The 21,490-nt window shown below is 56.6% G+C and carries 19 protein-coding genes and 1 riboswitch; of the genes, 3 read left to right on the top strand and 16 right to left on the bottom strand.

Annotated features, from left to right (window positions below; translation table 11 throughout):
• Nucleotides 1–31: 31 nt before the first annotated feature.
• From VGH19_00935 to lhgO, 7 genes are all read right to left on the bottom strand, one after another.
• A complete protein-coding gene (locus VGH19_00935; GenBank protein HEY1169906.1) occupies nt 32–568 on the bottom strand; it encodes a hypothetical protein in 537 nt (178 codons plus the stop codon).
• Nucleotides 569–579: 11 nt separating this feature from the next.
• On the bottom strand, nt 580–1,191 hold the full coding sequence (locus VGH19_00930) for a thiamine pyrophosphate-dependent enzyme (protein ID HEY1169905.1): 612 nt from the start codon (nt 1,189–1,191) through the stop codon (nt 580–582).
• 102 nt (nt 1,192–1,293) lie between these two features.
• Nucleotides 1,294–2,346 carry a kinase gene (locus VGH19_00925; protein ID HEY1169904.1) on the bottom strand — a complete coding sequence of 351 codons (1,053 nt, stop codon included), beginning with the start codon at nt 2,344–2,346 and terminating at the stop codon, nt 1,294–1,296.
• A 3-nt stretch (nt 2,347–2,349) separates the two neighbouring features.
• Nucleotides 2,350–2,883 carry an NUDIX domain-containing protein gene (locus tag VGH19_00920; protein HEY1169903.1) on the bottom strand — a complete coding sequence of 178 codons (534 nt, stop codon included), beginning with the start codon at nt 2,881–2,883 and terminating at the stop codon, nt 2,350–2,352.
• Nucleotides 2,880–3,614, bottom strand: a complete 735-nt coding sequence (locus VGH19_00915; GenBank protein ID HEY1169902.1) for a sugar phosphate nucleotidyltransferase — start codon at nt 3,612–3,614, stop codon at nt 2,880–2,882. The genes VGH19_00920 and VGH19_00915 overlap by 4 nt, the downstream gene beginning before the upstream one ends.
• 15 nt (nt 3,615–3,629) lie before the next feature.
• The gene (locus VGH19_00910; protein HEY1169901.1) at nt 3,630–4,562 is read right to left on the bottom strand and encodes an NAD(P)-dependent oxidoreductase; all 933 of its coding nucleotides are present in this window, start codon (nt 4,560–4,562) and stop codon (nt 3,630–3,632) included.
• 20 nt (nt 4,563–4,582) lie between these two features.
• The gene (gene lhgO, locus VGH19_00905) at nt 4,583–5,791 is read right to left on the bottom strand and encodes an L-2-hydroxyglutarate oxidase (protein ID HEY1169900.1); all 1,209 of its coding nucleotides are present in this window, start codon (nt 5,789–5,791) and stop codon (nt 4,583–4,585) included.
• A gap of 806 nt (nt 5,792–6,597) precedes the next feature.
• Between lhgO and infA the strand changes: the two genes are divergently transcribed.
• On the top strand, nt 6,598–6,816 hold the full coding sequence (infA, locus tag VGH19_00900; GenBank protein ID HEY1169899.1) for a translation initiation factor IF-1: 219 nt from the start codon (nt 6,598–6,600) through the stop codon (nt 6,814–6,816).
• A gap of 91 nt (nt 6,817–6,907) precedes the next feature.
• Here infA and VGH19_00895 read toward each other — a convergent pair whose 3' ends face one another.
• Nucleotides 6,908–7,321, bottom strand: a complete 414-nt coding sequence (locus VGH19_00895) for an ApaG domain (GenBank protein HEY1169898.1) — start codon at nt 7,319–7,321, stop codon at nt 6,908–6,910.
• 248 nt (nt 7,322–7,569) lie between these two features.
• Here VGH19_00895 and VGH19_00890 point away from each other — a divergent pair, with 248 nt between their 5' ends.
• Nucleotides 7,570–8,964, top strand: a complete 1,395-nt coding sequence (locus VGH19_00890; GenBank protein HEY1169897.1) for an MBL fold metallo-hydrolase — start codon at nt 7,570–7,572, stop codon at nt 8,962–8,964.
• A 75-nt stretch (nt 8,965–9,039) separates the two neighbouring features.
• On the opposite strand, the gene VGH19_00885 is transcribed toward VGH19_00890, so the two are convergent.
• Nucleotides 9,040–11,127, bottom strand: a complete 2,088-nt coding sequence (locus VGH19_00885; GenBank protein HEY1169896.1) for a transketolase C-terminal domain-containing protein — start codon at nt 11,125–11,127, stop codon at nt 9,040–9,042.
• A 292-nt stretch (nt 11,128–11,419) separates the two neighbouring features.
• A complete protein-coding gene (locus VGH19_00880; protein HEY1169895.1) occupies nt 11,420–12,286 on the bottom strand; it encodes a S1-like domain-containing RNA-binding protein in 867 nt (288 codons plus the stop codon).
• A gap of 60 nt (nt 12,287–12,346) precedes the next feature.
• Here VGH19_00880 and VGH19_00875 point away from each other — a divergent pair, with 60 nt between their 5' ends.
• Complete coding sequence (locus VGH19_00875; protein HEY1169894.1) at nt 12,347–12,829, top strand: VOC family protein; 483 nt, start codon at nt 12,347–12,349, stop codon at nt 12,827–12,829.
• A gap of 162 nt (nt 12,830–12,991) precedes the next feature.
• Here VGH19_00875 and VGH19_00870 read toward each other — a convergent pair whose 3' ends face one another.
• The 6 genes from VGH19_00870 to miaB form a co-directional block, all read right to left on the bottom strand.
• Nucleotides 12,992–15,859 carry a ribonucleoside-diphosphate reductase subunit alpha gene (locus VGH19_00870; GenBank protein HEY1169893.1) on the bottom strand — a complete coding sequence of 956 codons (2,868 nt, stop codon included), beginning with the start codon at nt 15,857–15,859 and terminating at the stop codon, nt 12,992–12,994.
• 102 nt (nt 15,860–15,961) lie between these two features.
• Nucleotides 15,962–16,528 (bottom strand): dCTP deaminase, encoded by a 567-nt coding sequence (dcd, locus tag VGH19_00865; protein HEY1169892.1) that lies wholly within the window; start codon nt 16,526–16,528, stop codon nt 15,962–15,964.
• An 8-nt stretch (nt 16,529–16,536) separates the two neighbouring features.
• Entirely contained in the window at nt 16,537–17,676 is a 1,140-nt protein-coding gene (locus tag VGH19_00860; protein ID HEY1169891.1) for a ribonucleotide-diphosphate reductase subunit beta, read from the bottom strand.
• Between the two features lie 186 nt (nt 17,677–17,862).
• Nucleotides 17,863–18,067, bottom strand: a riboswitch (cobalamin riboswitch).
• A gap of 281 nt (nt 18,068–18,348) precedes the next feature.
• Nucleotides 18,349–19,275: a glycosyltransferase family 9 protein gene (locus VGH19_00855; protein ID HEY1169890.1), complete on the bottom strand. Its 927-nt coding sequence runs from the start codon at nt 19,273–19,275 to the stop codon at nt 18,349–18,351.
• Nucleotides 19,276–19,348: 73 nt separating this feature from the next.
• Nucleotides 19,349–19,891 (bottom strand): hypothetical protein, encoded by a 543-nt coding sequence (locus tag VGH19_00850; GenBank protein HEY1169889.1) that lies wholly within the window; start codon nt 19,889–19,891, stop codon nt 19,349–19,351.
• Nucleotides 19,892–19,898: 7 nt separating this feature from the next.
• On the bottom strand, nt 19,899–21,260 hold the full coding sequence (miaB, locus tag VGH19_00845; GenBank protein HEY1169888.1) for a tRNA (N6-isopentenyl adenosine(37)-C2)-methylthiotransferase MiaB: 1,362 nt from the start codon (nt 21,258–21,260) through the stop codon (nt 19,899–19,901).
• Nucleotides 21,261–21,490 lie beyond the last annotated feature (230 nt).

The following is a 21,490-nucleotide window of genomic DNA, read 5'->3' as shown; positions in this document are numbered from 1 at the left end:
TGAGATTCGGCACAGTCACAGTGGATAACCCTTATTTCTCGTTGTAGTAATCGCCGTATTCCACGATCAACGTGCTGCGGCCGTCCGTACGGTTCAGCGCCTTCTCGTAAGCGGGATAAATATCCTGCGGCTCATCCAGACGGATGACCTCAATCGTCGTGCACATCAGCTTGAACGCTTCCGTGAAATCACCGACGTGCTGGAACTGTGGATGCAGCGGACGCTCCGAGCCAATTCCGGTGCGGATGATAACCTTCGGCTTATATCCGCCGTCAGACATTGCGGACATCTTATCGAGGTGACCCACGATCTGGTTCACCGCCAGCAACAGGAAGTTCCAGCGCGGATAGATGCTCACTGGCACGAGGCCCGAGAGTGCCATGCCCGTGGACATGCCCATCTGCATCTCTTCGGCGACAGGCAATTCCAGCAACTTTTCACGCGGCACGTTCTTCAGCGTGTTCGTCATGCCCGTTCCGGGGCAAGCCACCGCCTGGCCCATGAAAATCGTGCGGGGATCGCGTCCCAGCATTTCCATCGAGCGGCTCAATTCGTCAAAATATTTCATACTTGGCTCGCTTAGAATTGCACGCGGACACCTGCACCGGCATGCGGATACTTCGTTTGATATTTGTAAGAGATGATGGAGGGATGCGTCGGCGTCTCGTAGCTCAGCACCTTCTGGTTCCACGCCTCGCGCGTGTCCGTGCAGACGGACTTGCCATTGTCTTCCACGATGAACCGGATGGGCAATTCGTGGTTGATCGCATACTTCACCGATTCATGCGCGATACCCGTCTCCGCCGTCATCTCGCCCATGAAGCAGTGGACCATGTTCGTGCCGCCCTGCCGTTTGATGCCCATGGCGATACCCACCGCGATTGGCACAATGCCACCCACGATGGCTGAGGACACGATACGCTGCTCCGGGAAGCACAAGGTGATGGAGTGACCGGCGAGAATCTCCGCCCGCACTTTCTCTGGCGGCACGCCTTTGAGAAGACATTGGTAATGACTGCGCCAAGAGCACATGACCCAATCGTCCGCTTTCACATCGCGGAAAATCTCGATCATTTTCTCCTCGTTACCCGAGTATAAGTGGATGGGAGCGCGTATCTTACCTTGATTGAAGGTATTCGCGATCTCAGTCTCAAACTGGACCAATTCTTCAGCCGTCAGCTTCGTAATCATCAACAACCTGTCTCTGTCGCACCGTAAAAGAGTGCAATTTGCCTGCCAATCTCACGATTGGCCGCTTAAAAACGGTCCGGTGAACGTAACTGTCCCCCTCCCTTAGGTCAATTCCTCGAACGCATCAATCTGCTGGCTCGAGCGATGCTTCTCCTGCTCTGAGAAATCTTCCTGCGGATCGAAGAAAATGATCTGGCTGCCCGAGAACTCGAACTCGAACGGCACATGGATGAGCCGGCACAGCTTCTCCCGGATCTTCGCATGCGTCTCCGGCGGCGCGAAGAGCAGCAGGAAACCACCCCCGCCTGCGCCCAAAAGCTTGCCGCCCAAAGCCCCCGCTTCCCGCGCTTCCACATAAAGCTGGTCCACGCGGTCATTGGATATCTTATCGCCCAAGCTCCGTTTCGCCTGCCACGCTTCATGAAGCAGATGGCCGAACGGGTCCAAGTCCCCTTTCCCGCTTAAGATCCCCGCGCTCTCATCCACCATCTCACGCATGCGATGCAGCACCGCCGTTTTCTTCCCCATGTCCGTCACATAGGACGACGCCACGCTCGAGGCCGTGCGTTTGATACCCGTGTAGAAGAGCAGCAGATGCTTGTTCAACTCCACCAACCGCTCCGTCGCCAAGGTCACCGGCTTCACCGAGAACTCGTCATTGCGATTGAATGTGATCTGATTGAACCCACCGTAAGCCGCCGCCACTTGGTCTTGCGAACCCACCGTCTCCTTCAAGATCTCTTGCTCGATTCTAATGCTCTCTTCGGCGAGTTGTTTCTTGCCGACCATTCTACCCTTCAAAGCATACAACGCGTGCAACAATCCCACCGTGAACGCCGAACTGGAGCCCATACCGCTGCGCCCCGGCAAATCACCATCATGGTGGATTTCCACTCCGCGATGCAGTTCCAGAAAACGTAACGTCTCACGCGCCGAAGGATGCACGATCTCATCAATCGTCTTGCAGTCTTCAATCTTCGAATACACCACGCGGATGCGGTGCTCGAAGAACGGCGGCAGATAGCGCACCGTCAGGTAGCAATACTTGTTGATCGTAGCGCCCAAAACCGCGCCGCCATGCTCGCGATACCACAGCGGATAATCCGTGCCCCCGCCGAAGAACGAGATACGAAATGGTGTGCGGCTGATGATCATATACTAGGCAATCACTCCAGTTTTGTTCGCGAGATAATCTTTCAACGGCTCCCAGACAGGCGGCACCATTTGTTCCCAAGCTGGCAAAGTCTCGCGCGTATAAAATTCAAGCGTCTCGCTCTCATGGCTTTTCACCAAGCTACCACCCTTGATGCGCGCGATCAAAACCACATCCAGCTTCTGCGTCACATCGCCATTATCCGCGAAATACACGATGCGATATTGCGGCCCGGAATAGACGCCTTGCAAGCGGATGACTTCGACATCCAAGCCCGTCTCTTCCTTCACCTCACGCACAGCCGCCGCTTCAAAAGATTCGCCCAAATCCAACGCCCCACCGCACAAACCCCACAGCCCGCAATCACGCCGTTGCTCCAGTAGAATACGACCTTGCATATCTTCGACAATCACACCCACACCAAACCGCTGCCGCGTGATGGCGCTCAGCGGACGCGGCGCGAACATGCCATCGGCCAAGGTGATCATGGCCCCAGAGTGCGCGGATAACGACCATGGTGGCAAGCTCGGGGTGCTCATGCGAACCACCTCTCATTCGCGCGCACAAACTCCGTCGCCTGCGGCAATGTCTCGGGAGTGCCAATATCCAAGAACTCACACTCCGCCTCCACCACCCGCAAGCTCTTGCTCTCTTTCAACAAGCCCCCAAACACATCGCGCTCGAAGCTCAACGGCCGTTGCGCCGGAAAACCCGCCAGCACTTCATGCCGCAGGAGATACACACCCGCATTGATCAAGCCCGCGCCCGGTCGCTTCTCTTCAAAGCTCACGAGTTGTTTGGCCTCGTTCACCTTGAGCGTGCCATAACGCGCCGCATCGTCCATTTGTAGGCCGAGCAAACCTCCCGCATCGCCTTCACCCACCGCACTCCACAGTGGAGCCAACTCCGCCAGCGCGAGCGAATCTCCATTCAGCACCAGCCACGCTTTGGGCGTCCAACCGGTTCCTTGCGCCGTTTGCCAGAAACCGCCCGCGGTTCCCAGCGGATCGGTTTCCCGCACGCATTTCGTTTCCACACCGCTCACCGGCTGCGTCGCGAAATGCGCTTCGATCGTATCACCCAGATAGCCCGTCGAGAGGCCGATGCGCGTGATGCCTTGCCGTTTCAAGTAGCGGACCACCCATTCCACGAAGGGCTTGTCCGCCACCGGCGCCATCGGCTTCGGCAGGTCCGCCAGCAAATGCCGGATGCGCGTGCCAAATCCCCCCGCCAGAACCACCGCCGCGATCTCTGATGCTTGCAACCCCACACGCTTCCTTCTCCGTTACACGTTCGAGTAGATCGTGTTCCGGATGATGGTGTAAGTCTTCATCAATTCCACGATGCCGCGATCCAAGTCCCAGTCCGGCTTGTAACCCGTCGCCGCGATGCGTGCGTTCGACACGATGTAATCGCGCTTGTCCGGGTCCTCACCGATCGGTGCTTCGATATACACGAACTTCGGCAAATGCTTCTGGATCACCGCGCACAGCTCCAGCTTGGAAAGATTCGCATCATCCAGACCGACGTTGTAAGCCTTGCCCTTCATCGATTCAAAATTCGCCAGACCATGCGTGAACGCTTTCGCCACGTCGCGGATGTGGATGTAGTTACGCTTGAAGTGACCCTCGAAGATCACCACCGCGCGATCATGCACTGCGCGATACACGAAATCATTCACCAGCAGATCGAGACGCATACGCGGCGCGGCACCGAACACCGTCGCCAGACGGAAGCTGATGCTGTTCTCGCGGCTGAGGACGGCTTCTTCCGCCTTCACCTTCGTCACGCCATACGTGGAGAGCGGGCGCAGCGGAGAATCTTCCGTGCAATGCTTGCCCTTCTCGCCGATGCCGTAACCGCTGTTCGTCACCGGCATGATCACCCATTGCTCCTTGCTCGCCAGCTTGCAGATCATCTCCACCGCGGTCTGGTTCGTTGACATCGTCGCGATCTGGTCCGTATTGCACAGCGGCACACCCACGAGTGCGGCCAACGGAATGATCACATCGGCCTTCGCCACCAGCGGCTTGATTACCGATTCCTCGCGCGCATCACCGCGCACCACCTTGAACGTATCGTAGTGGCAGCAATCCAAGAGACTGTTCTGCCCGAAGTAAAAATTATCCACCACCGTCACCTCATGCCCCTGCGCCAAAAGTGTCGGCACAATGATCGAACCGAGATAACCGGCACCGCCCGTGATAAGAATCTTCATAAGTGTTGTTCGTTAAGTAACTAGCGCGGGTAGCCATTGGCAACCAGATTTGCAATCTCCCCGCCGATTGCCAGAGACGCCGTCGCCCCCGGACTCGGCGCATTCAGCACGTGAACTGCCTGATTTTTACACACCAGCGAGAAATCTTGGACGAGCGTGCCATCATCCGCCATCGCCTGCGCTCGCACCCCGGCTCCGCCCGGCTCCAAGTCATCCACTTGCACCGCAGGCACCAATCGCTGCAACGATTCGCAGAACAATTGCTTGCTGAAAGAGCGCTGTATCTCATCCCAACACATGCTCGGATACTGCGCCATGAACTTCCACAAACCGCCAAATGTCAGCGCATCCGCCAAGTCTTCCACATTGATATCTTGTTTCCGATACCCCTCGCGGGAGAAGGCCAGCACCGCATTCGGCCCCGCTTCCACGCCACCATGGATCATCCGCGTGAAATGCACCCCGAGGAAGGGAAACTTCGGGTCCGGCACCGGATAGATCAAATGCTTCACCAGATGCTCCCGGTCCTTCCGCAGTTGAAAATACTCCCCGCGGAACGGCACGATCCGCACCTCCCGCTCCGCGCCCGCCAGCTCGCATACGCGATCTGAATGCAGCCCCGCGCAATTCACCAGGAACTTGCTCCGGAACGTCCCCGCTGCCGTCAACGCCACCCACTCACCGTGATGAAACTGCAACGCCTCCACCTTCGCCCCCGTCACCACTTGCCCACCGTGACGTGAAATCTCTTTCACCATCGCCGCGCACACACCGGCGTAATCCACGATACCTTCTTGCGGCACGCGCAAGGCCGCGAGACCCGCCACGTTCGGCTCGATCTCCCGCATCTCCTCCGCGCTCAACCAGCGCAACCCTTCGAGTCCGTTCTTCGTGCCGCGACTCTCCAATTCCTTCAACCGCTCCACCTCCGCCGCATCCGTCGCCACCACCAACTTCCCGCAGATCTCATGCTTGATACCGTGCTGCTGGCAGAACGCCGTCATCTCGCGGATGCCATTCACCGCCATGCGCGCCTTGATCGAGCCCGGCTTGTAATACAGCCCGCAATGCAACACCCCGCTATTATGCGTGCTCTGATGCCGCCCCACGCCCGCCTCCTTCTCCAAGACACGCACGCGCTTCCCCGGATTCGCCTCGCACAACCGCAAAGCAGTGCCCAGGCCCACCAAGCCGCCACCCACCACAATGATGTCCGCTAATTCACTCATGTCATCTCTCAAAAACCCGCGCAGCATCTACTGAACACCCCATCCCTACAATATCGTAATCGCCCTTCGTCCTGAACCCCGTGCCGTCAGGTCGGGGCGCTCCCTTACCGTAGCCGCCAAGGTAACAAGGCGGACCCCCACTCAGCCGACGTGAGTCGGCTCTAGCTCCCAACTCTCGATGTTCGATGTTGGGCGTTCGATGTTCGATGTTTCCCATAAATCTTTCCACGCCTCCACCTTCCCAGAAAACCTCTCTGCCCGTTAGCACTACCTGCACTATATGAGCTATATGGAGACAAAATGCATCTTGCTGTCCCATTTCTTCCTTCTCCATTCCCAATTCTTCATCCCCTTTTTCACGCCCTCATCCTGCCATCTTCCCTGAATTCCTCCTAACCATGCGTTCCATTACGTTCCAATACGTTCACACAAAATGAACTGTTTCCGGCTCTCATCCTGCCCTCTGGTCCCTCGGTTGGACCGAACTATGGCTCTGGACTTACTCTGATCAAACAAAACGCGCCTACACTTTTTACAAAAATCACGGCTGGACCATTTCCGAACTCAAAGGCGACACCCTGACCATGAAGAAAATTCGGGCAACCGAACAAAGGCAACCACCTCGAAGTAATTTCTCTCCGCGCCCTCATTGACTCCGTGGTCATTGATCCGTGTTCCTTCCGTGTTTGATCAGTGGCTAAAACCCCTACCCATTTTGCCTACCGCTAAAACCTCAAAAGGGCTTGATTTTCAACCGTTTTCCCTTCCAATTATCGACCAGTTGATCGCTTTTACTGAGCTTTTGCATGCCAAAAGAAGAGCCCATTGAAATCGAAGGCACGGTCACCCAGGTGTTACCGGGAACCATGTTTCGCGTCGCACTCCAGACTGGCCACGAGGTCCTCGCCCACATCTCCGGCAAGATGCGCAAGAACTTCATCCGCATCAGCGTCGGCGATAAAGTGAACGTCGAGATGTCCCCCTACGACCTCAGCAAAGCCCGCATCACCTTCCGCCACCGTTAAGTTCGAAGCCGCCGAGATGAGTAGGTGGAAATAAACCTTTCGTAATCGTCCTCGTTCTCGTCGTCGTCCTCGATTTAGATTTCCTTTTCCCTCAAGCCCACATCTTCCCCTCGTCCCCACCCTTGATCTTCGGCACCTGCATCTCAAACTTCGGTATCTTCACCACCACTGCATTCCCCTCTTCATCCTGCCCCAGATACGCCCCCTCGGCCACGGCATGTCGCCCCGCCATCAGGTGAAAACTGTTATAAGAAAATTCATCCCCTGGAATGATCGTCGGCGTCTGCCCCACCACGCCATCTCCTTCCACGATCACCATATCGTTCGTGTCATCCTTGATCACCCACTTGCGACGCTGGATCGTCACCACGCGCTCGCTGTCATTATGGATGGTGACGAAATAGACAAAACAATGTGGCCTATCCGGCGGCGCTGATGGATGCTGCGTATAAACCACCTTGTCCACAGTGACCCTCAATCCCGGCAATTCTTTAGGCGTAGCCATGTTCGTTGTGCTGCCCACACTCTGCCGAAACTAAGCGCAGAGAACAACCCCTATGCTTCCTTGGCACCCAAGTCGTAATCGTCCTCGTTCTCGTCGTCGTCCTCGACTTCCCATTCGCTTATCTATCACCACAGCTACCAAGGTGCACCGACGTGAAACTTTAGACCTGAAACATGAGACTTCCTTTCTTGCTGAAAACTGAACACTGAAAACTTGAAACTCCCTCTCCATCTTTTCATCCTCTCCCCATGCAAATCCAGTTCCTCGGGGCCACCCGTACCACCACCGGCTCTCAGTTCCTTTTGGAGGTGAACGGACAACGCATCCTCCTCGAATGCGGCCTTTTCCAAGGCCATCGCGAAGAAACGACCTCCCGGAACTGCTGCTTCAAGTTTGATCCCACAAAAATTGACTGCGCCATCCTCAGTCACGCCCACATCGATCACTGCGGCAATTTCCCGAACCTTTGCCGCCAAGGTTTTCGCGGGAATATCTATTGCACCTACGCCACACGCGATCTCGCGAGCATCATGCTCGCCGATTCTGCCAAGATCCAACAAGCGGACGCTCAATTCGTCTCCAAGCAACGCGCCAAGAAAGGTCTGCCTGCCGTAGAACCACTCTACTCGATCGAAGATGCCGAGATGGCCACGCGCCAGTTCGTCTCGTTCAACTATGACCGTCCCATGCCCATCGGAGACGGCGTGACCCTCACCTTCAAAGACGCCGGCCACATCCTCGGCTCCGCGCAAGTCGTATTGGACATCCGCGAGAACGGCCGCAAATTCCGCTACCTCTTCTCCGGGGACGTCGGCCGCGGCGGCGACGACATTCTTCGCGATCCTGAGCCCGTGGAGAATGTGGACTTTCTGCAGATCGAAAGCACTTATGGAAACCGCGACCACGTCGCCAAATCAGGCAGCTACGAGAAGGTCTTGACGCTCGTAAAAGAAACTGTCGAAAAACGTGGCAAAATCATTATTCCCGCCTTCTCAGTGGGCCGCACTCAAGACATCGTTTACGCACTGAACCAACTTCATGAAGCAGGCCAGCTGCCGAGCATCCCCATCTTCGTAGACAGCCCCCTGAGCGTAAATGCCACCGAGATTTACCGCCTCCATCCTGAGTGCTTCAATCAAAAGACTTATGAATTCCTACGCACAAAGGCGAATCCCTTCGGCATGGAAAACCTCACCTACCTGCGTGAGGTCGCTCAATCGATGAAACTGAACGAGCTCAAGGAACCCGCCATCATCATCAGCGCTTCCGGCATGTGCGAAGCGGGTCGCGTGCGGCATCATCTGAAGAATCACATCGGCGATCCTTCCACGTTGGTACTATTCATCGGCTATTGTGCTGAACATACCTTGGGCGCTCAGATTCGCTCCGGTAAAACCCCGGTCAATATCTTCGGTGAACCGCATCAGGTTCGTGCCCGTATTGAGGCGGTTGATTCCTTCTCCGGTCACGCCGATCGTAATGAATTGAAGAGTTACGTCCAAAAGGTCACTGGAAATATCAAAAAGATCTTCGTCGTCCACGGTGAGGAAGAGCAAGCCATGCCTTTCCGTGAAACATTGAAGAAATTGAAGCCAGGTGCGGAGGTGATCGTGCCGGAATATGGGCAGAAAGAGACGGTCTAAATTTTCCTCAACGAAAAACAAAACCCCGCGTTCGTGATGAACGCGGGGTTTCTCGTTTAATTATTTTGCGCCAGCTTACTTCATCAGCGCTTCCGCCGCTTCCACCATCTTGTCCGCGGTCAGGCCGTGCTTCACGTAGAGCTCTTCCGCGAGGTAGGCGGATTGACCGAACTCACCGTGGATGCCCAGCGTCTTCACGCGATGCGCGATGCCCGCGTTCGAGAGTGCGTGCGAGACTTGCGCGCCCATGCCGCCGACGATCTGATGATCTTCAATGGTGACCAAACGGCCATTTGCGGCCTTCACGGCGGCACCGATGGTTTCGAGATCCACGAGGTTCACGAACGGGTTATTGATGACCGTGGCGTTGATGCCCTTGGCCTTCAATTTCTTCGCCGCTTCGATCGCCTTGTTCAGGAGCGGACCGCAGCCGATGAGCACCACGTCCGAGCCTTGGGAGATGACTTGCGCCTTGCCCCATTGATACTTCGAGCCTTCCACCCAGTAGAGCGGATAGTTCTCACGACCCACGAAGAAGATGGCGGATTCGCCGTCTTTACCAGCCGCGCGATCGTCAGCGATATTCTTGATCGCCGCATACATGAGCGCTTCCGCTTCGTCCGAGCAGGACGGCGCGATCACGACCGTGTGCGGGATGGCGGAGACCGCCGCGAAATACGTCGTGGCCTGGTGCGAAGCACCGTCCGCGGCGTCTTGGAAACCGACGTGCGAGAACATCGCGATGACCGGCGATTGCGAAAGCGCCGCCATGGTCAAAGGCAGGTTGCCCTTCGTCACACCGAACTGGCCGAACGTATCCACGATGGGGATGAAGCCCATCTTGGAGAAGCCCGCGCCCACGCTCACCATGTTCGCCTCGGCGATACCCACTTCCACGAAACGTTCTGGGAACGTCTTCTGGAACGGCGCGATGCCGGTGGAACCTTGCACGTCGCAGGAAACAGAATAAACCGGGTAACCATCCACCGCAGCCTTGATGGCAGCCTTGGCCAGACCCGCTTGGATCTTGTCCTTCTTCACGGCCGGAGCGACCGGAGCCGCAGGCGGATTCGCCGCTGCTGCTTCAGCCTTCGCCTTCTTGGCGGCTTCAGCCTTTTCCCAATCCGCACGGAGCGTCTTGCCCCAGCTCGTCAGATCTTCCGGAGCCAGCGCACCGGTGTAGAGCTCCGTCAACCAGTCACCGATCTTCTCGCCATTCGCGAGCGGGAAGCCATGACCACCGGCGGAGTTTTCCACCGTGGCCTTGATGCCGTAGCCCTTCACCGTCTTGAGCCACAAGCACACCGGCTGCTTCGGATTCGCCGTCGCTTCAGCGACAGCCTTTTCCAAGGCGTTGAACACCACTTGCAGATCATTGCCCTGCTCGATCTTGATGACTTTCCAGCCGAGATCATCCATCGCCTCAAAGGTCGGCTGCATGGAGAAGGAATCCTTCGAGATACGGCCCGAGAGCTTCGTGTCGTTATCGGAAATGATCATCACAAACGGATTCACCTTACCCTTGGCAGCGAGACCCGGGATCGCGGCGAACGCTTCCTTCGCTTCACCTTCCATCGAGGCACCGTCAGACACCGTGATGATCGTGATGCGGTCGTTGCCGATCACCTTGTCAGCCAGCGCGAGACCTTGCGCCTGCGGCAAAGCGGAGCTGAGCGGACCATTGCTCATCAGCACGCCTTCCGGATTGATATGGGATTCACCGTGACCCGTGAGCTTGCTGTGGATGCCACGGAAACCCTTCAAGCTGTCCAGCGTCATGCCATCGAAACCGTAGTTCGCGCGGAGAGCATACAGACCGTTTTCCGCGTGACCGGCATCGTTTACGAAATTGTAGGCTTCATGCCACTGACGACCCTTCACCGAGAACATGAGGGCGTGGATGGCGGAATTGATCTCCGCGAAAGCAGCGGGACCGCCCCAATGGCAGGCCGCACCACCGACCACGGCGTGCACATCCATCAGCGCGACCAAAGCGCGCGTGGCACGGGGGTCACCCGCGATAACGTCCTGTCCCGTAACGCTTTTCAGCGTCACGAAATACTTCGGCGCCTGCGCGGGCGTGGGAGCCAGCTTGGACTTGATGGTCTGCGGTTTCAGTGGCGGGGCCACTACGGCTTGTGCTACAGAGGTATCTGCACCCATATTCTATTTCTTCAGTTTATCTAAAAATTAAGCGCACGACTTTAGGAGCCGCACGCCAAAATGGAAGCCTGAAAATGAGTTCAATTTGGCGGCTAACCTCACCCTCCCCTCAAGCGCAACCCTCCAAAACCCCAGCAAACCCTCCACTATGAACAAGATACGTCATTTCCCGCCAAAAACCGCATGCGAGCGGAATTACAAATGACGAAGGATTGAGCAATGACAAATTTTCGATGAGTGCGGTTTTGACTAGTCATTGGACATTGGTCATTCCTTCGTCATTGGAGCTTGGTCATTCGTCATTCCCAGGCTGCCAAGCGGAATTATCCAACAACTCGATTCCCGGATGCTTGAACCGTATCCGCCGATGCTTATACAGCGTGCCCAGCGCCTGCTTGAACGCCTTCTTGCTCACCCCGAACATCTGCCTGATGGATTCCGGCGAACTATCATCATCAAACGCCAGATGCCCATTATGCCGCTGCAATGCCTCAATGATTTTCCCAGTCACTGATACCACGCGTTGATACCCCGATTGATCCAAGCTCAGATCAATCTTCCCACCATCTCTGATCGTGCGGATGAATCCATTGATGCGCTGCCCGATCTCCAACGGGTTCGTCAGGTTATCTTTGTAGAGCAGCCCGCGATGCGAATTCTCCACGATCGCATTATACCCCAGCTCTGTCTCACTCGTGATGAGCATTTCCACCGGCTGCCCATCGCGATACCCCGGCGCTTCCTTGCTCAAATGCCGCCCCAATCGCGCACTCGCCACGATGCGATCCGTCTTCGAATCCAGCACCACGCACACCACCACCCATTGCCCGATGCGTAGCGGCTTCTCTTGCTCACGAAACGGCAGCAACAAATCCTTCGGCAAACCCCAATCCAAAAACGCGCCTACATTGCGATTGATGCTCACCACCTGCATCGCCGCGAACTGTCCCACCTCTGCGTGCGGCACCTCCGTCGTCGCGACCAGTCGGTCCTCTGAATCGCGATAAATGAAAACGCTCAGCTTGTCCTTCGGTGCGATGTCACGCGGGATGTAACGGCGTGGCAAAAGTATCTCCCCATGTTCACCGCCATCGAGATAAAGCCCCGGCGCCGATTCCCGAACGATGGAGACCAGATTACGTTTGCCGATTTCAGCCATGCAGGGTGACGTTAATCCTTACTGGCAGACGCAGGGAGGAAAATCTGCTACTGTTCCCTCATGACCGCTCCAGTCATCCACCCCGGTGTCCGCATCGGCCACGTGCATTTGAAAGTCGCCGACCTCGATCGTGCCCTGAATTTCTACTGCGGCGTGCTCGGCTTCCAACTCACCCAACGCTATGGCCGCCAAGCTGCCTTCATCTCCGCCGGCGGTTATCATCACCACATCGGCCTGAACACTTGGGAAAGCCTCGGTGGCAAGCCACCCGCTCAAGGCACCACCGGCCTCTATCATCTGGCCATCCTCTATCCCACTCGCGCCACGCTCGCCGATGCCCTTCGCCGTGTGTTCAATGCCGGCATCGAACTTGATGGCGCCTCCGATCACGGCGTCAGCGAAGCCCTCTACCTCCGCGACCCCGATCAAAACGGCGTGGAACTCTACTGGGACCGCCCCGAACCCGAATGGCCCCGCACAACCAATGGCGAACTCGCCATGATCACCGCCCCGTTAGATTTAGATGACTTACTGAATGCTTAGTCCTTGGACCGCGGCTGTGTTCCCTCTGAGGGAACCAGCCGCAGCGGGCACAACGGCAAAGAAAACCGCTCAAAAAGTTCACTGCTCACGCTTCCAATTCCTCTATTCATTAAAAAACGGCCGGGATTTTCATCCCGGCCGTTCTCTGTTTTCAAACTCTGCTTACTGGCAAGATTCGCACGTCCCGCCATTCCGCATCGCCTCGATCGAGCACGCCAGCTTCTCCGATTCCGTCGCTTCCTTGCGCGCCTTCACCGGCTCTTCCGCTGCCGCCGGTTTGCGATCACGGTTCGCGCTGTCGATCGCGCTTTTATTCAGCGTGCGGAGATAATACGTCGTCTTCAAACCACGTTCCCACGCTTCGCGATACATGAAGCTCGCGGCACGCGCATCCGGCTCGGCGAGCCAGAGGTTCGTGCTCTGCGCCTGGTCGATCCACTTCTGGCGCACCGCGGCGCATTGCAGAATCCACGTCGGAGCGATCTCGAACGCCGTCTTGTGCAGGCGACGCAAGTCCGCCGGGATACGCTCGATGCCTTGCACGCTGCCATCGAAGTATTTCAAGTCCGCCAGCATTTGCTCATCCCACAGGCCGAGCTTCTGCAGATCGCGGATGAGATAATCATTCGTGCGGATGAATTCACCGCTCAGGTTCGACTTCGTATGGATGTGCTTGTACGTCGGCTCGATGCACGGCGTGCAGCCCATGATGTTGGAGATCGTCGCCGTCGGCGCGATGGCCAGACAGTTCGAGTTCCGCATACCATGCTTCTTGATCTGCTCGCGCAGCTTGTCCCACGGCAGACGGGACGTGCGATCCGTCGGAATCGGCACACCACGTTCCTTCTCCAGCAGATTCAACGTATCGAGCGGCAACAGACCACGATCCCACTTGGATCCTTTATATGTGCTGTAAACGCCCTTCTCCGCTGCCAACTCCGTCGAGGCCGTGTAAGCGTAGTAAGCGATCGCTTCCATCGCCTCGTCGTTGAACGCCACGGCTTCCGGCGTATCGAACGGGACATGCTTGTCATAGAGCGCATCCTGCATGCCCATCACGCCCAAGCCCACCGGACGATGGCGCAAGTTCGAGTTCGCCGCCGCTTCCACGGGGTAGAAGTTGATGTCGATGACGTTATCCAACATCCGCATCACCACGCGGATCGTCTCCTGCAGCTTCTTATGATCCAGCTTGCCATCCGGCAACAAATGCGACGCCAGATTCACGCTCGCGAGATTGCACACCGCCACTTCGTCCTTGCTCGTGTTCAACTCGATCTCTGTGCACAGGTTCGAGTTATGGATCACGCCGCAATGATCTTGCGGGTTACGCACGTTCGCCGGGTCTTTCCACGTGAGCCACGGATGACCGGTCTCGAAGAGCATTTCCAACATGCGTTTCCAGAGCTGCAAGATACGGACCTTGCGGCCCCAGATGATGCCCTCATCCACCATGCGCTCATACTGTTCGTAACGCTGCTCGAACGCCTGGCCGAACAGCTCCGGCAAATCGCGCACTTCGTTCGTGCGGAAGAGCGTCCACGTCGCATCCTTCGGCAATTTGCCGTCAGAAATCATCTTGAGACGTTTCATGAACACATCGGGAATCCAATGCGCCGTGTTCATGTTATGCGTGCGGCGACGGTCATCACCTGTCTCCTTGCGCAGGTCGAGGAAGTCCTCGATATCAGCGTGCCACAATTCCAAATAAGAGCACAACGCACCCGGACGCTTGCCACCTTGGTTCACCGCGATGGCGATATCATTCGACACCTTCAAGAACGGGATTACACCCGAGCTTTCGCCGTTCGTGCCATGGATGTGTGCGCCCGCACCGCGGATCGCCGTCCAGGAGCAACCGAGGCCACCCGCCCACTTGGACAAGTGCGAGAACCGGCGCCACGTCTCCGTGATCTCTTCAATGCTGTCACCGCAATACAACAGGTAGCAGCTCGAGAGCTGCGGCCGTTGCGTGCCCGCATTGAACAAAGTCGGCGTAGAACTGCACGCGCGACGCGTCTTGTAGATGCTGTAGAATTCCACCGCGCGCGTTTCGCGTTCCTTCTCGCCGAGCGCGAGGCCCATCGCCACGCGCAGCCAGAAGATCTGCGGCGCTTCCAGGCGGCGCTTGCGATTCGTCACCGGGTCCGAGGTGTGGATCAGGTAACGATCATAGAGCGTCTGGATGCCGATGTAATCGAACTGCAAGTCCGCGAACGGATCCAGCGCATCCGCCAACTGCTTGAGATTGAACTCCGCCAGCTTCGGATCGAGACGACCGAGCTTGATACCGTGCGGGATGTAATCCAGGAACGCCTTCTTGTGCGCTTCCTTCAACGCCGCCGGACCATCCGCCATCTTCCACGGCAACGTCTCTTCGTAGATGTAGCTCAGCAACACGCGCGCAGCGTAGAAGCGTGCATCGGAATCCGCATCCAGCAACGACTTCGCATTCAGGATGATCGTATCACGACGCTCTTCCGGGCTGAGATTCAACGACACACTGCGCAGCAAGCGCGCAATCAATTCCTCTTCCGGCAACTGCGGCTTCAGACCGATGCGGGCGAAAGACAGACGCGCCTTCAGATCAACCAATTGATCCGGCGTGGCGAGTTCCAACTGGGAACCATCATCCACCGGACGGCCCACCTTGTTCTCTTCCAGCTCACGCAGCACCGCGCGCTTCGCGCGATACTTCGCATAGGCCAAGGCCACCCTGCCTTGGTTCAGTTCCATGAGCGTGTCTTCCACCATGTCCTGCAACTGCTCGATGTGCAGGAACAGCGGGCGGTCACGCTTCAGGCGGAACTCGATCTCTGCCTGCACATGCGCGCCGAGCGATTCATCCACGCCGCAAGCCACGGCGGCGGCCCGCACGGCTTGCCCGATCTTATGCCCCATCCAGCCCACCACACGGGGCTTGCCGGAGGCGTCCGAGGCCAGGTCACGGCGGATGACTTGCGGCATCCCCGTCGTCTCACCGGTCGTGCTGAGATTCAGCGTCGGTGCTTCAAGTGTTTCGTTGCTCATGGCTGCTGGTTCGGTTCTGTCGTTAACGTCGTTTCACGGAAGCAATTCCCAGTCCGCTCTCAGGGCTGAAACGGCTTTCGTATTTTAAAATCTAAAATCTTTTTAAGCGCGCGGACCTACGATGCCTCGCTGCGCCTGATACTTGCCTTTGCGATCTTTGTAACTCGTCTCGCAAATCTCCTCACCCGCAAGGAACAGCACTTGCGCCAGGCCCTCATTCGCATAGATGCGCGCCGGCAAGGGCGTCGTGTTCGAGATTTCCAAGGTCACATGCCCTTCCCACTCCGGCTCGAACGGCGTCACATTCACGATGATACCGCACCGCGCATACGTGCTCTTGCCCACGCACAGCGTGATGACATTTCGCGGGATGCGGAAATACTCCACGCTCCGCGCCAATGCGAACGAGTTCGGCGGCACCAGGCAGGAATCACCCGAGATGTCCACGAACGAACGCTCATCGAAATGCTTCGGGTCCACGATCGCGTTATACACGTTCGTGAACACCTTGAATTCATTCGCCACGCGCAAATCGTAACCGTAGCTGGACAGGCCGTAACTGATGATCGGCCCCGCATCGCTCTTCCGCACCAAGCCGTCCTCAAACGGCTCGATCATCCCGTGTTCCCGGGCCATCTTGCGGATCCAATGATCTGGTTGAACTCCCATAGCTTTCCTTAAACCAGATCGTCTTCCGTCGAGTTCTTCACGCTGCCGCTCGTCTGATACTCCGTCACGCGCGTCTCGAAGAAGTTCTTTTCCTTGCGCAGGAAGATCACCTCATCCAGCCAGCCGAACGGATTCGTCTTCACGTTGGACAACGTCGGCAAGCCCAAGGAAGCCAGACGGCGGTCCGCGTTGTAATCCACGTAATTGATGAAGTCAGATTGCTTCAAGCCCACTTGGTCTTCCGGCAGGCAATCACGCACGAATTCCTTTTCCAACTCCACGCCTTCGCGCATGAACTCGACGAGTTCAGCACGGAATTCAGGAGTCCAGATGTCCTGATTCTCTTCGATCAGTTCTGTCAAAATGTAGCGGCCCAAGGCGATGTGGTTCGACTCATCGCGCAAGGTGTATTGGAACATCTGGCCGATGCCCGTCATCTTGTTCTGACGATGCAGGGACAGGATCATCGCGAAGAGCGCGTAGAACTGCGTCCCTTCCATCACTTGCGAGATGCCGAAGATGGCTTTCGCGAACTTCTGCTTGTTCGCCGTCACGGTCAGGTCGATGCCCATCTTCAATTCCGGCATCTGCCGCGTGATGTAGGCATTCTTTCGCTGGATGCTCGGGATGTCGTTGAACTTCGCCGTCACTTCATCCAGGTCCACGTTCAAGCTGCCGATGATGTGCAGGAGTGAATCCATGTGGATGCTCTCTTCGGCGATCTGACGCAGGGAAGCATGCTTCAACTCCGCCGCCGTCAGGTTGTCCTCGATGACGTGCAGCACAGAATCACCCACGATGCCTTCTGCCGCTGAGAAATAGCCCACGCCCATCTCGATGATCCAGCGTTCCTTGGGAGTAAGCGCGCCCGTGTTCCACTGATGAGCGTCCTTGGACATGTCGATCACGTCCGGCTCCCAGTGATTGGCCTTCATCTGCTTATAGATGCGGTAGGCCTCGGGATACTTGAGCGGCAGGACGTTCAGTTCGGCCGTCTTCAGGCCGTTGATAACCTTCTTACCGTTCAGACGCTCACGCGCCTTCGTCTTGTTCAGGCGGAAGGTCTTGTTGCGGAACTGATAGACGACGTGGGCGTCCTGCTCAGAAGCCGAAATGTCATCGGTCTCAAACGAAAGGTCTTTGATCATGGGACTGGCTCGTGAACCTCTCGGCTCACCGGTAAATCTCAGCACACCACCCGCCAAGGCAGCCTGCATTTATCTCTTATCTACCGGAGGACGACAGGTGCCCGCATCACGCCCCGCGCGATGGCTTACGGCCAGCCCGATTCCCCCATCCAGTCGTTGGCGCGACTGTCGCCTGCCCGTAGGCTGGCCCGATGAGTGTCGGCAAGCAGGTCTTCTGGCTCCGAGGTCGTCCTTCCATCCCACCTTAAAAGCCTCAAAAAAGACCTTTTGGCTGCCATTTCTGGCGGGGACAGTCGTCACTCGATACAGCGGCGCCACCACCCGGGATTTTCACCCGGTTCCCTATCATCTTCCAGCCCAAGCTGTAAGCACTTGCCGACAATGGACACACTACTAATTGTGTGTCGCGTAAAAATTACATACTACGAATAGTATCCTTTTCCACCCCCTCGCAATCCTTTTTTCAGGATTGTCATGAAATTTTTTCACAAATTTTACTTCCAAAAAGCAAAGCAGAATGCGTGTCCCGAAAACTTCTCAAAAGTACCGTCGGCACTGCCCGATCTGGGTGGCTTGGATATTGGCCGATGAGCGAATTAGCGCTCCCGCTCGAGATGTGAACCCCTAAAAGACAAACACCCATACTATCTACCTTCAAGCGTGTCTCTGGCACTAAATCAGGTTTTCTTTGTGTAACGCATTCCACACCGTCTCCAGTGGCAACGCCTCCAAATTCGCACCTGCCGAAATGACTTTTGTCCTGTCATTTCGTGGCCCCCAAATCTTTTGATTCGATGGTCCCCACAACAATACGCTGGGTAATCCCACCGCACCCGCTAGATGGCTGATGCCTGAATCGTGCCCCAGATACCGATCGCACTGCCGCAACGCTTGAGCCACAGAAGCCAAGGGCACACCACGCATTATCATCCCCCGCTCTATCGGCAGAAGTTTCTGGATGGCGTCCAGCTTCACTCCATCTGCTTCACCGCCGATCACCAGAATTTTCCACGAACTTTCTGCCAACAGTTTTTGCACAAGCTCCACCCACGATGCCAACGGCCAGTTCTTTCGCTCACTACCGCTACCGGGATGAATAGCCAACCACTTTTCCCCACAGGCTTTTGGAATCACTTCGCCAGATTTGATCTCCAACTTCGGCACCGCATCTGCACCAAAAATCGCAAGACGTTCCAACGGCTTCAGCAAAGCATCCGTTGCGTGGATAGCTTGCGCTTCATCCGGTCGATGCGGCCCTTGGATGAACTGCGCCTCGCTCACCCGCTTGATATTGGTCTGCAGATTTTCGTCCGGATCGTAGAGATAGCTGATGATGATACCGAACTGGTTGAAGTAGGTGGACCAATCCCGATCTAAATCCCCTTTCCCGGCGAAGAACCCCGCGAACTGGCGACTCTCAATCAAACGAAAACCATCGATCAATCCCGCTTCCAAAGCCAATTGCGCCACGCCTGAATAAGCCACCGTTTCAATCCGCGTTCCAGGAAACATCTCCCTCAACGCCGCAAACACCGGAAGCGTCACGATGAAATCACCAATCGCCCCACCGCGTATGACTAGGATTTGATTGCGCGGCATACTTGGAACGCCGGTCTCCGACCCGGCTCGATAACATTCATACCTCTCGCCGATTCGGAGATCGGCGCTCCAATTATTTGAACACCACCAAACCCAACACCACTAATAAACCCCCGAACGCCAGTCGGACTCCGCTCAAAATCTTCAATCGCTTCTGATCAGCCGTCCCCCACTCGATGAAATCCCGCGCGCGCCACGGCGAGATCGTCAGCCATATGCCGCCCACCACCATCGCGTAAGCCCATGTGATCAGCACCAAGCGCCAGTCCGATTCATGCCAGCGCGCCGTATCCACGATCGTCTTCGCCAGCAGCATCATGAGCAACGCCATGCCGCGAATCGCGAGAAAATCCGTGACGTAAAGGCAAGTGCCAATACCGATCGCACCGAACGCAAACATCAACCCGCGCTTGATATTCGCGAAGTCCGCGATCTCCTCCGCATTCACATTGTAGAGAAACCATCCCGTCGCCAAAGCCATCAGCAGATATCCCCACATGATGGACCGCGGAAACGCTCGCATCTGCGTGGTGAAACCTTTGGGATTCGAGAGCGCATACACTTGCGGCAACGCCATCCCAAGACCCAGCAGAATTGAAAGTGTGGAAAGTTTCATCCCTTATCTATTCGTCCAGATTGATGATGGCCGGATTCCCGTAGAGCGTGAAGAGACCGCTCCGTTCCACCCTCACATCCATGAGCTGACCGATGTGGCGCTGATCGCCTTCAAAGATCACGATGCGATTATTCCGCGTGCGCCCTTCCAGCGTCGCGGCATTGCGACGGCTCGGTCCCAGCACAAGAATCTGCTCCGTGCGCCCGACATACTCCGCATAACGCGCCGCACCGATCTCATTCACCAAGCTCAACAACCGCGCATGACGATCCTCAATGACCTCTTCGGACAACTGCTCCGGCATCGCCGCTGCTGGCGTGTCCTTGCGCTGCGAATACTTGAAGCAATAAGCGTTATCGAACTGCGCTTCACGCACCGCCGACATCGTCTCCTGAAAATCCTCCTCCGTCTCACCCGGAAAACCCACGATGATATCCGTCGTGATGCCCATCTCCGGCTTCACCTCACGCAGCTTCTTCAAAATCGTGAGAAAACGTTCACGCGTATAACCGCGATGCATGAGCTTCAGTACGCGATCACTGCCGCTCTGCAACGGAATGTGCGCGCTCTCCACCAACTTCGGCAGTCGTCCATAAGCCTCCACCAAGTCATCGCCATAACCCTTCGGATGCGGTGACGTGAAGCGGATGCGCTCTAGCCCTTCGATCTCATGCACTGCCTCGATGAGTTGCACGAACGCGCTCTTGCCATCCTTCACCGGATAATCGCGCTTGCCGTAGCTCGTCACGATCTGCCCGAGCAATGTGATTTCCTTCGCCCCTCGTGCCACGAGTTCACGGCACTCAGCGACGATATCCGGAATCGTGCGGCTGCGTTCTATGCCGCGGGTGTAAGGCACGATGCAGAAGGTGCAATACTGATTGCAGCCCTGCATGATGCTCACGAAAGACATCACCTGCTTTTCATCCGTGTTTCCCGCCAGGATATGCTCACGGATGGTCGCCTCACTGCCCTTCTCCGCTTCCGTATCCACGACCTTCTCGCGGCGACCCGCAATCAGATCATCAATGTATTCTGCCGCCCGATGAAACTTCTGCGTGCCCAGCACCAAATCCACATCCGGCAGGCGATCGATCAATTCCTTGCCACGACTCTGCGCCATGCAGCCCATGAAGCCCAGCACCACATTCGCATTACGGCGGCGCGTCTCGGCCACCACGTTATACATCTTGCCGATGGCCTTTTGCTCGGCCTGATCGCGCACGCTGCACGTATTCAGCAGGATGACATCCGCCACCGATTCACTCGGCGCGAGAGTATAGCCCTTCGCCACGAGCTGGGCCGCGACCGCTTCGCTATCCCGCTCGTTCATCTGGCAACCGTAAGTCTTGATGTAAACACTCGGCATAAGCCGTAAAACTAGAGCGCGGTAAGCTACGCGAGGAGCGGACGCCTGAAAAGGGGTTATTTCAGGTCACTTGCAGACCGGAAATTCACTCTTCACCAGGCTATCCCGATTCAGTCGAAACCCTCCCTCTTAGCGTCCTTCGCTCCCTTCTGCAAAACTCCTCCTCAGTGCCTTCCGTAAATCCGTGATCTGCACCTCAATTCGTGCCAATCCGTGCAATTCGTGTCTTC

This window comes from Verrucomicrobiia bacterium (assembly GCA_036405135.1).
Classification (GTDB): domain Bacteria; phylum Verrucomicrobiota; class Verrucomicrobiia; order Limisphaerales; family JAEYXS01; genus JAEYXS01.
This window is presented reverse-complemented; position numbering and strand designations above follow the sequence as displayed.

Coding starts and splice junctions, on each gene's coding strand:
- VGH19_00935 (HEY1169906.1), bottom strand. CDS start 568: ATGAAATATTTTGACGAATTGAGCCGCTCGATGGAAATGCTGGGACGC.
- VGH19_00930 (HEY1169905.1), bottom strand. CDS start 1,191: ATGATTACGAAGCTGACGGCTGAAGAATTGGTCCAGTTTGAGACTGAG.
- VGH19_00925 (HEY1169904.1), bottom strand. CDS start 2,346: ATGATCATCAGCCGCACACCATTTCGTATCTCGTTCTTCGGCGGGGGC.
- VGH19_00920 (HEY1169903.1), bottom strand. CDS start 2,883: ATGAGCACCCCGAGCTTGCCACCATGGTCGTTATCCGCGCACTCTGGG.
- VGH19_00910 (HEY1169901.1), bottom strand. CDS start 4,562: ATGAAGATTCTTATCACGGGCGGTGCCGGTTATCTCGGTTCGATCATT.
- lhgO (HEY1169900.1), bottom strand. CDS start 5,791: ATGAGTGAATTAGCGGACATCATTGTGGTGGGTGGCGGCTTGGTGGGC.
- infA (HEY1169899.1), top strand. CDS start 6,598: ATGCCAAAAGAAGAGCCCATTGAAATCGAAGGCACGGTCACCCAGGTG.
- VGH19_00895 (HEY1169898.1), bottom strand. CDS start 7,321: ATGGCTACGCCTAAAGAATTGCCGGGATTGAGGGTCACTGTGGACAAG.
- VGH19_00890 (HEY1169897.1), top strand. CDS start 7,570: ATGCAAATCCAGTTCCTCGGGGCCACCCGTACCACCACCGGCTCTCAG.
- VGH19_00885 (HEY1169896.1), bottom strand. CDS start 11,127: ATGGGTGCAGATACCTCTGTAGCACAAGCCGTAGTGGCCCCGCCACTG.
- VGH19_00880 (HEY1169895.1), bottom strand. CDS start 12,286: ATGGCTGAAATCGGCAAACGTAATCTGGTCTCCATCGTTCGGGAATCG.
- VGH19_00875 (HEY1169894.1), top strand. CDS start 12,347: ATGACCGCTCCAGTCATCCACCCCGGTGTCCGCATCGGCCACGTGCAT.
- VGH19_00870 (HEY1169893.1), bottom strand. CDS start 15,859: ATGAGCAACGAAACACTTGAAGCACCGACGCTGAATCTCAGCACGACC.
- dcd (HEY1169892.1), bottom strand. CDS start 16,528: ATGGGAGTTCAACCAGATCATTGGATCCGCAAGATGGCCCGGGAACAC.
- VGH19_00860 (HEY1169891.1), bottom strand. CDS start 17,676: ATGATCAAAGACCTTTCGTTTGAGACCGATGACATTTCGGCTTCTGAG.
- VGH19_00855 (HEY1169890.1), bottom strand. CDS start 19,275: ATGCCGCGCAATCAAATCCTAGTCATACGCGGTGGGGCGATTGGTGAT.
- VGH19_00850 (HEY1169889.1), bottom strand. CDS start 19,891: ATGAAACTTTCCACACTTTCAATTCTGCTGGGTCTTGGGATGGCGTTG.
- miaB (HEY1169888.1), bottom strand. CDS start 21,260: ATGCCGAGTGTTTACATCAAGACTTACGGTTGCCAGATGAACGAGCGG.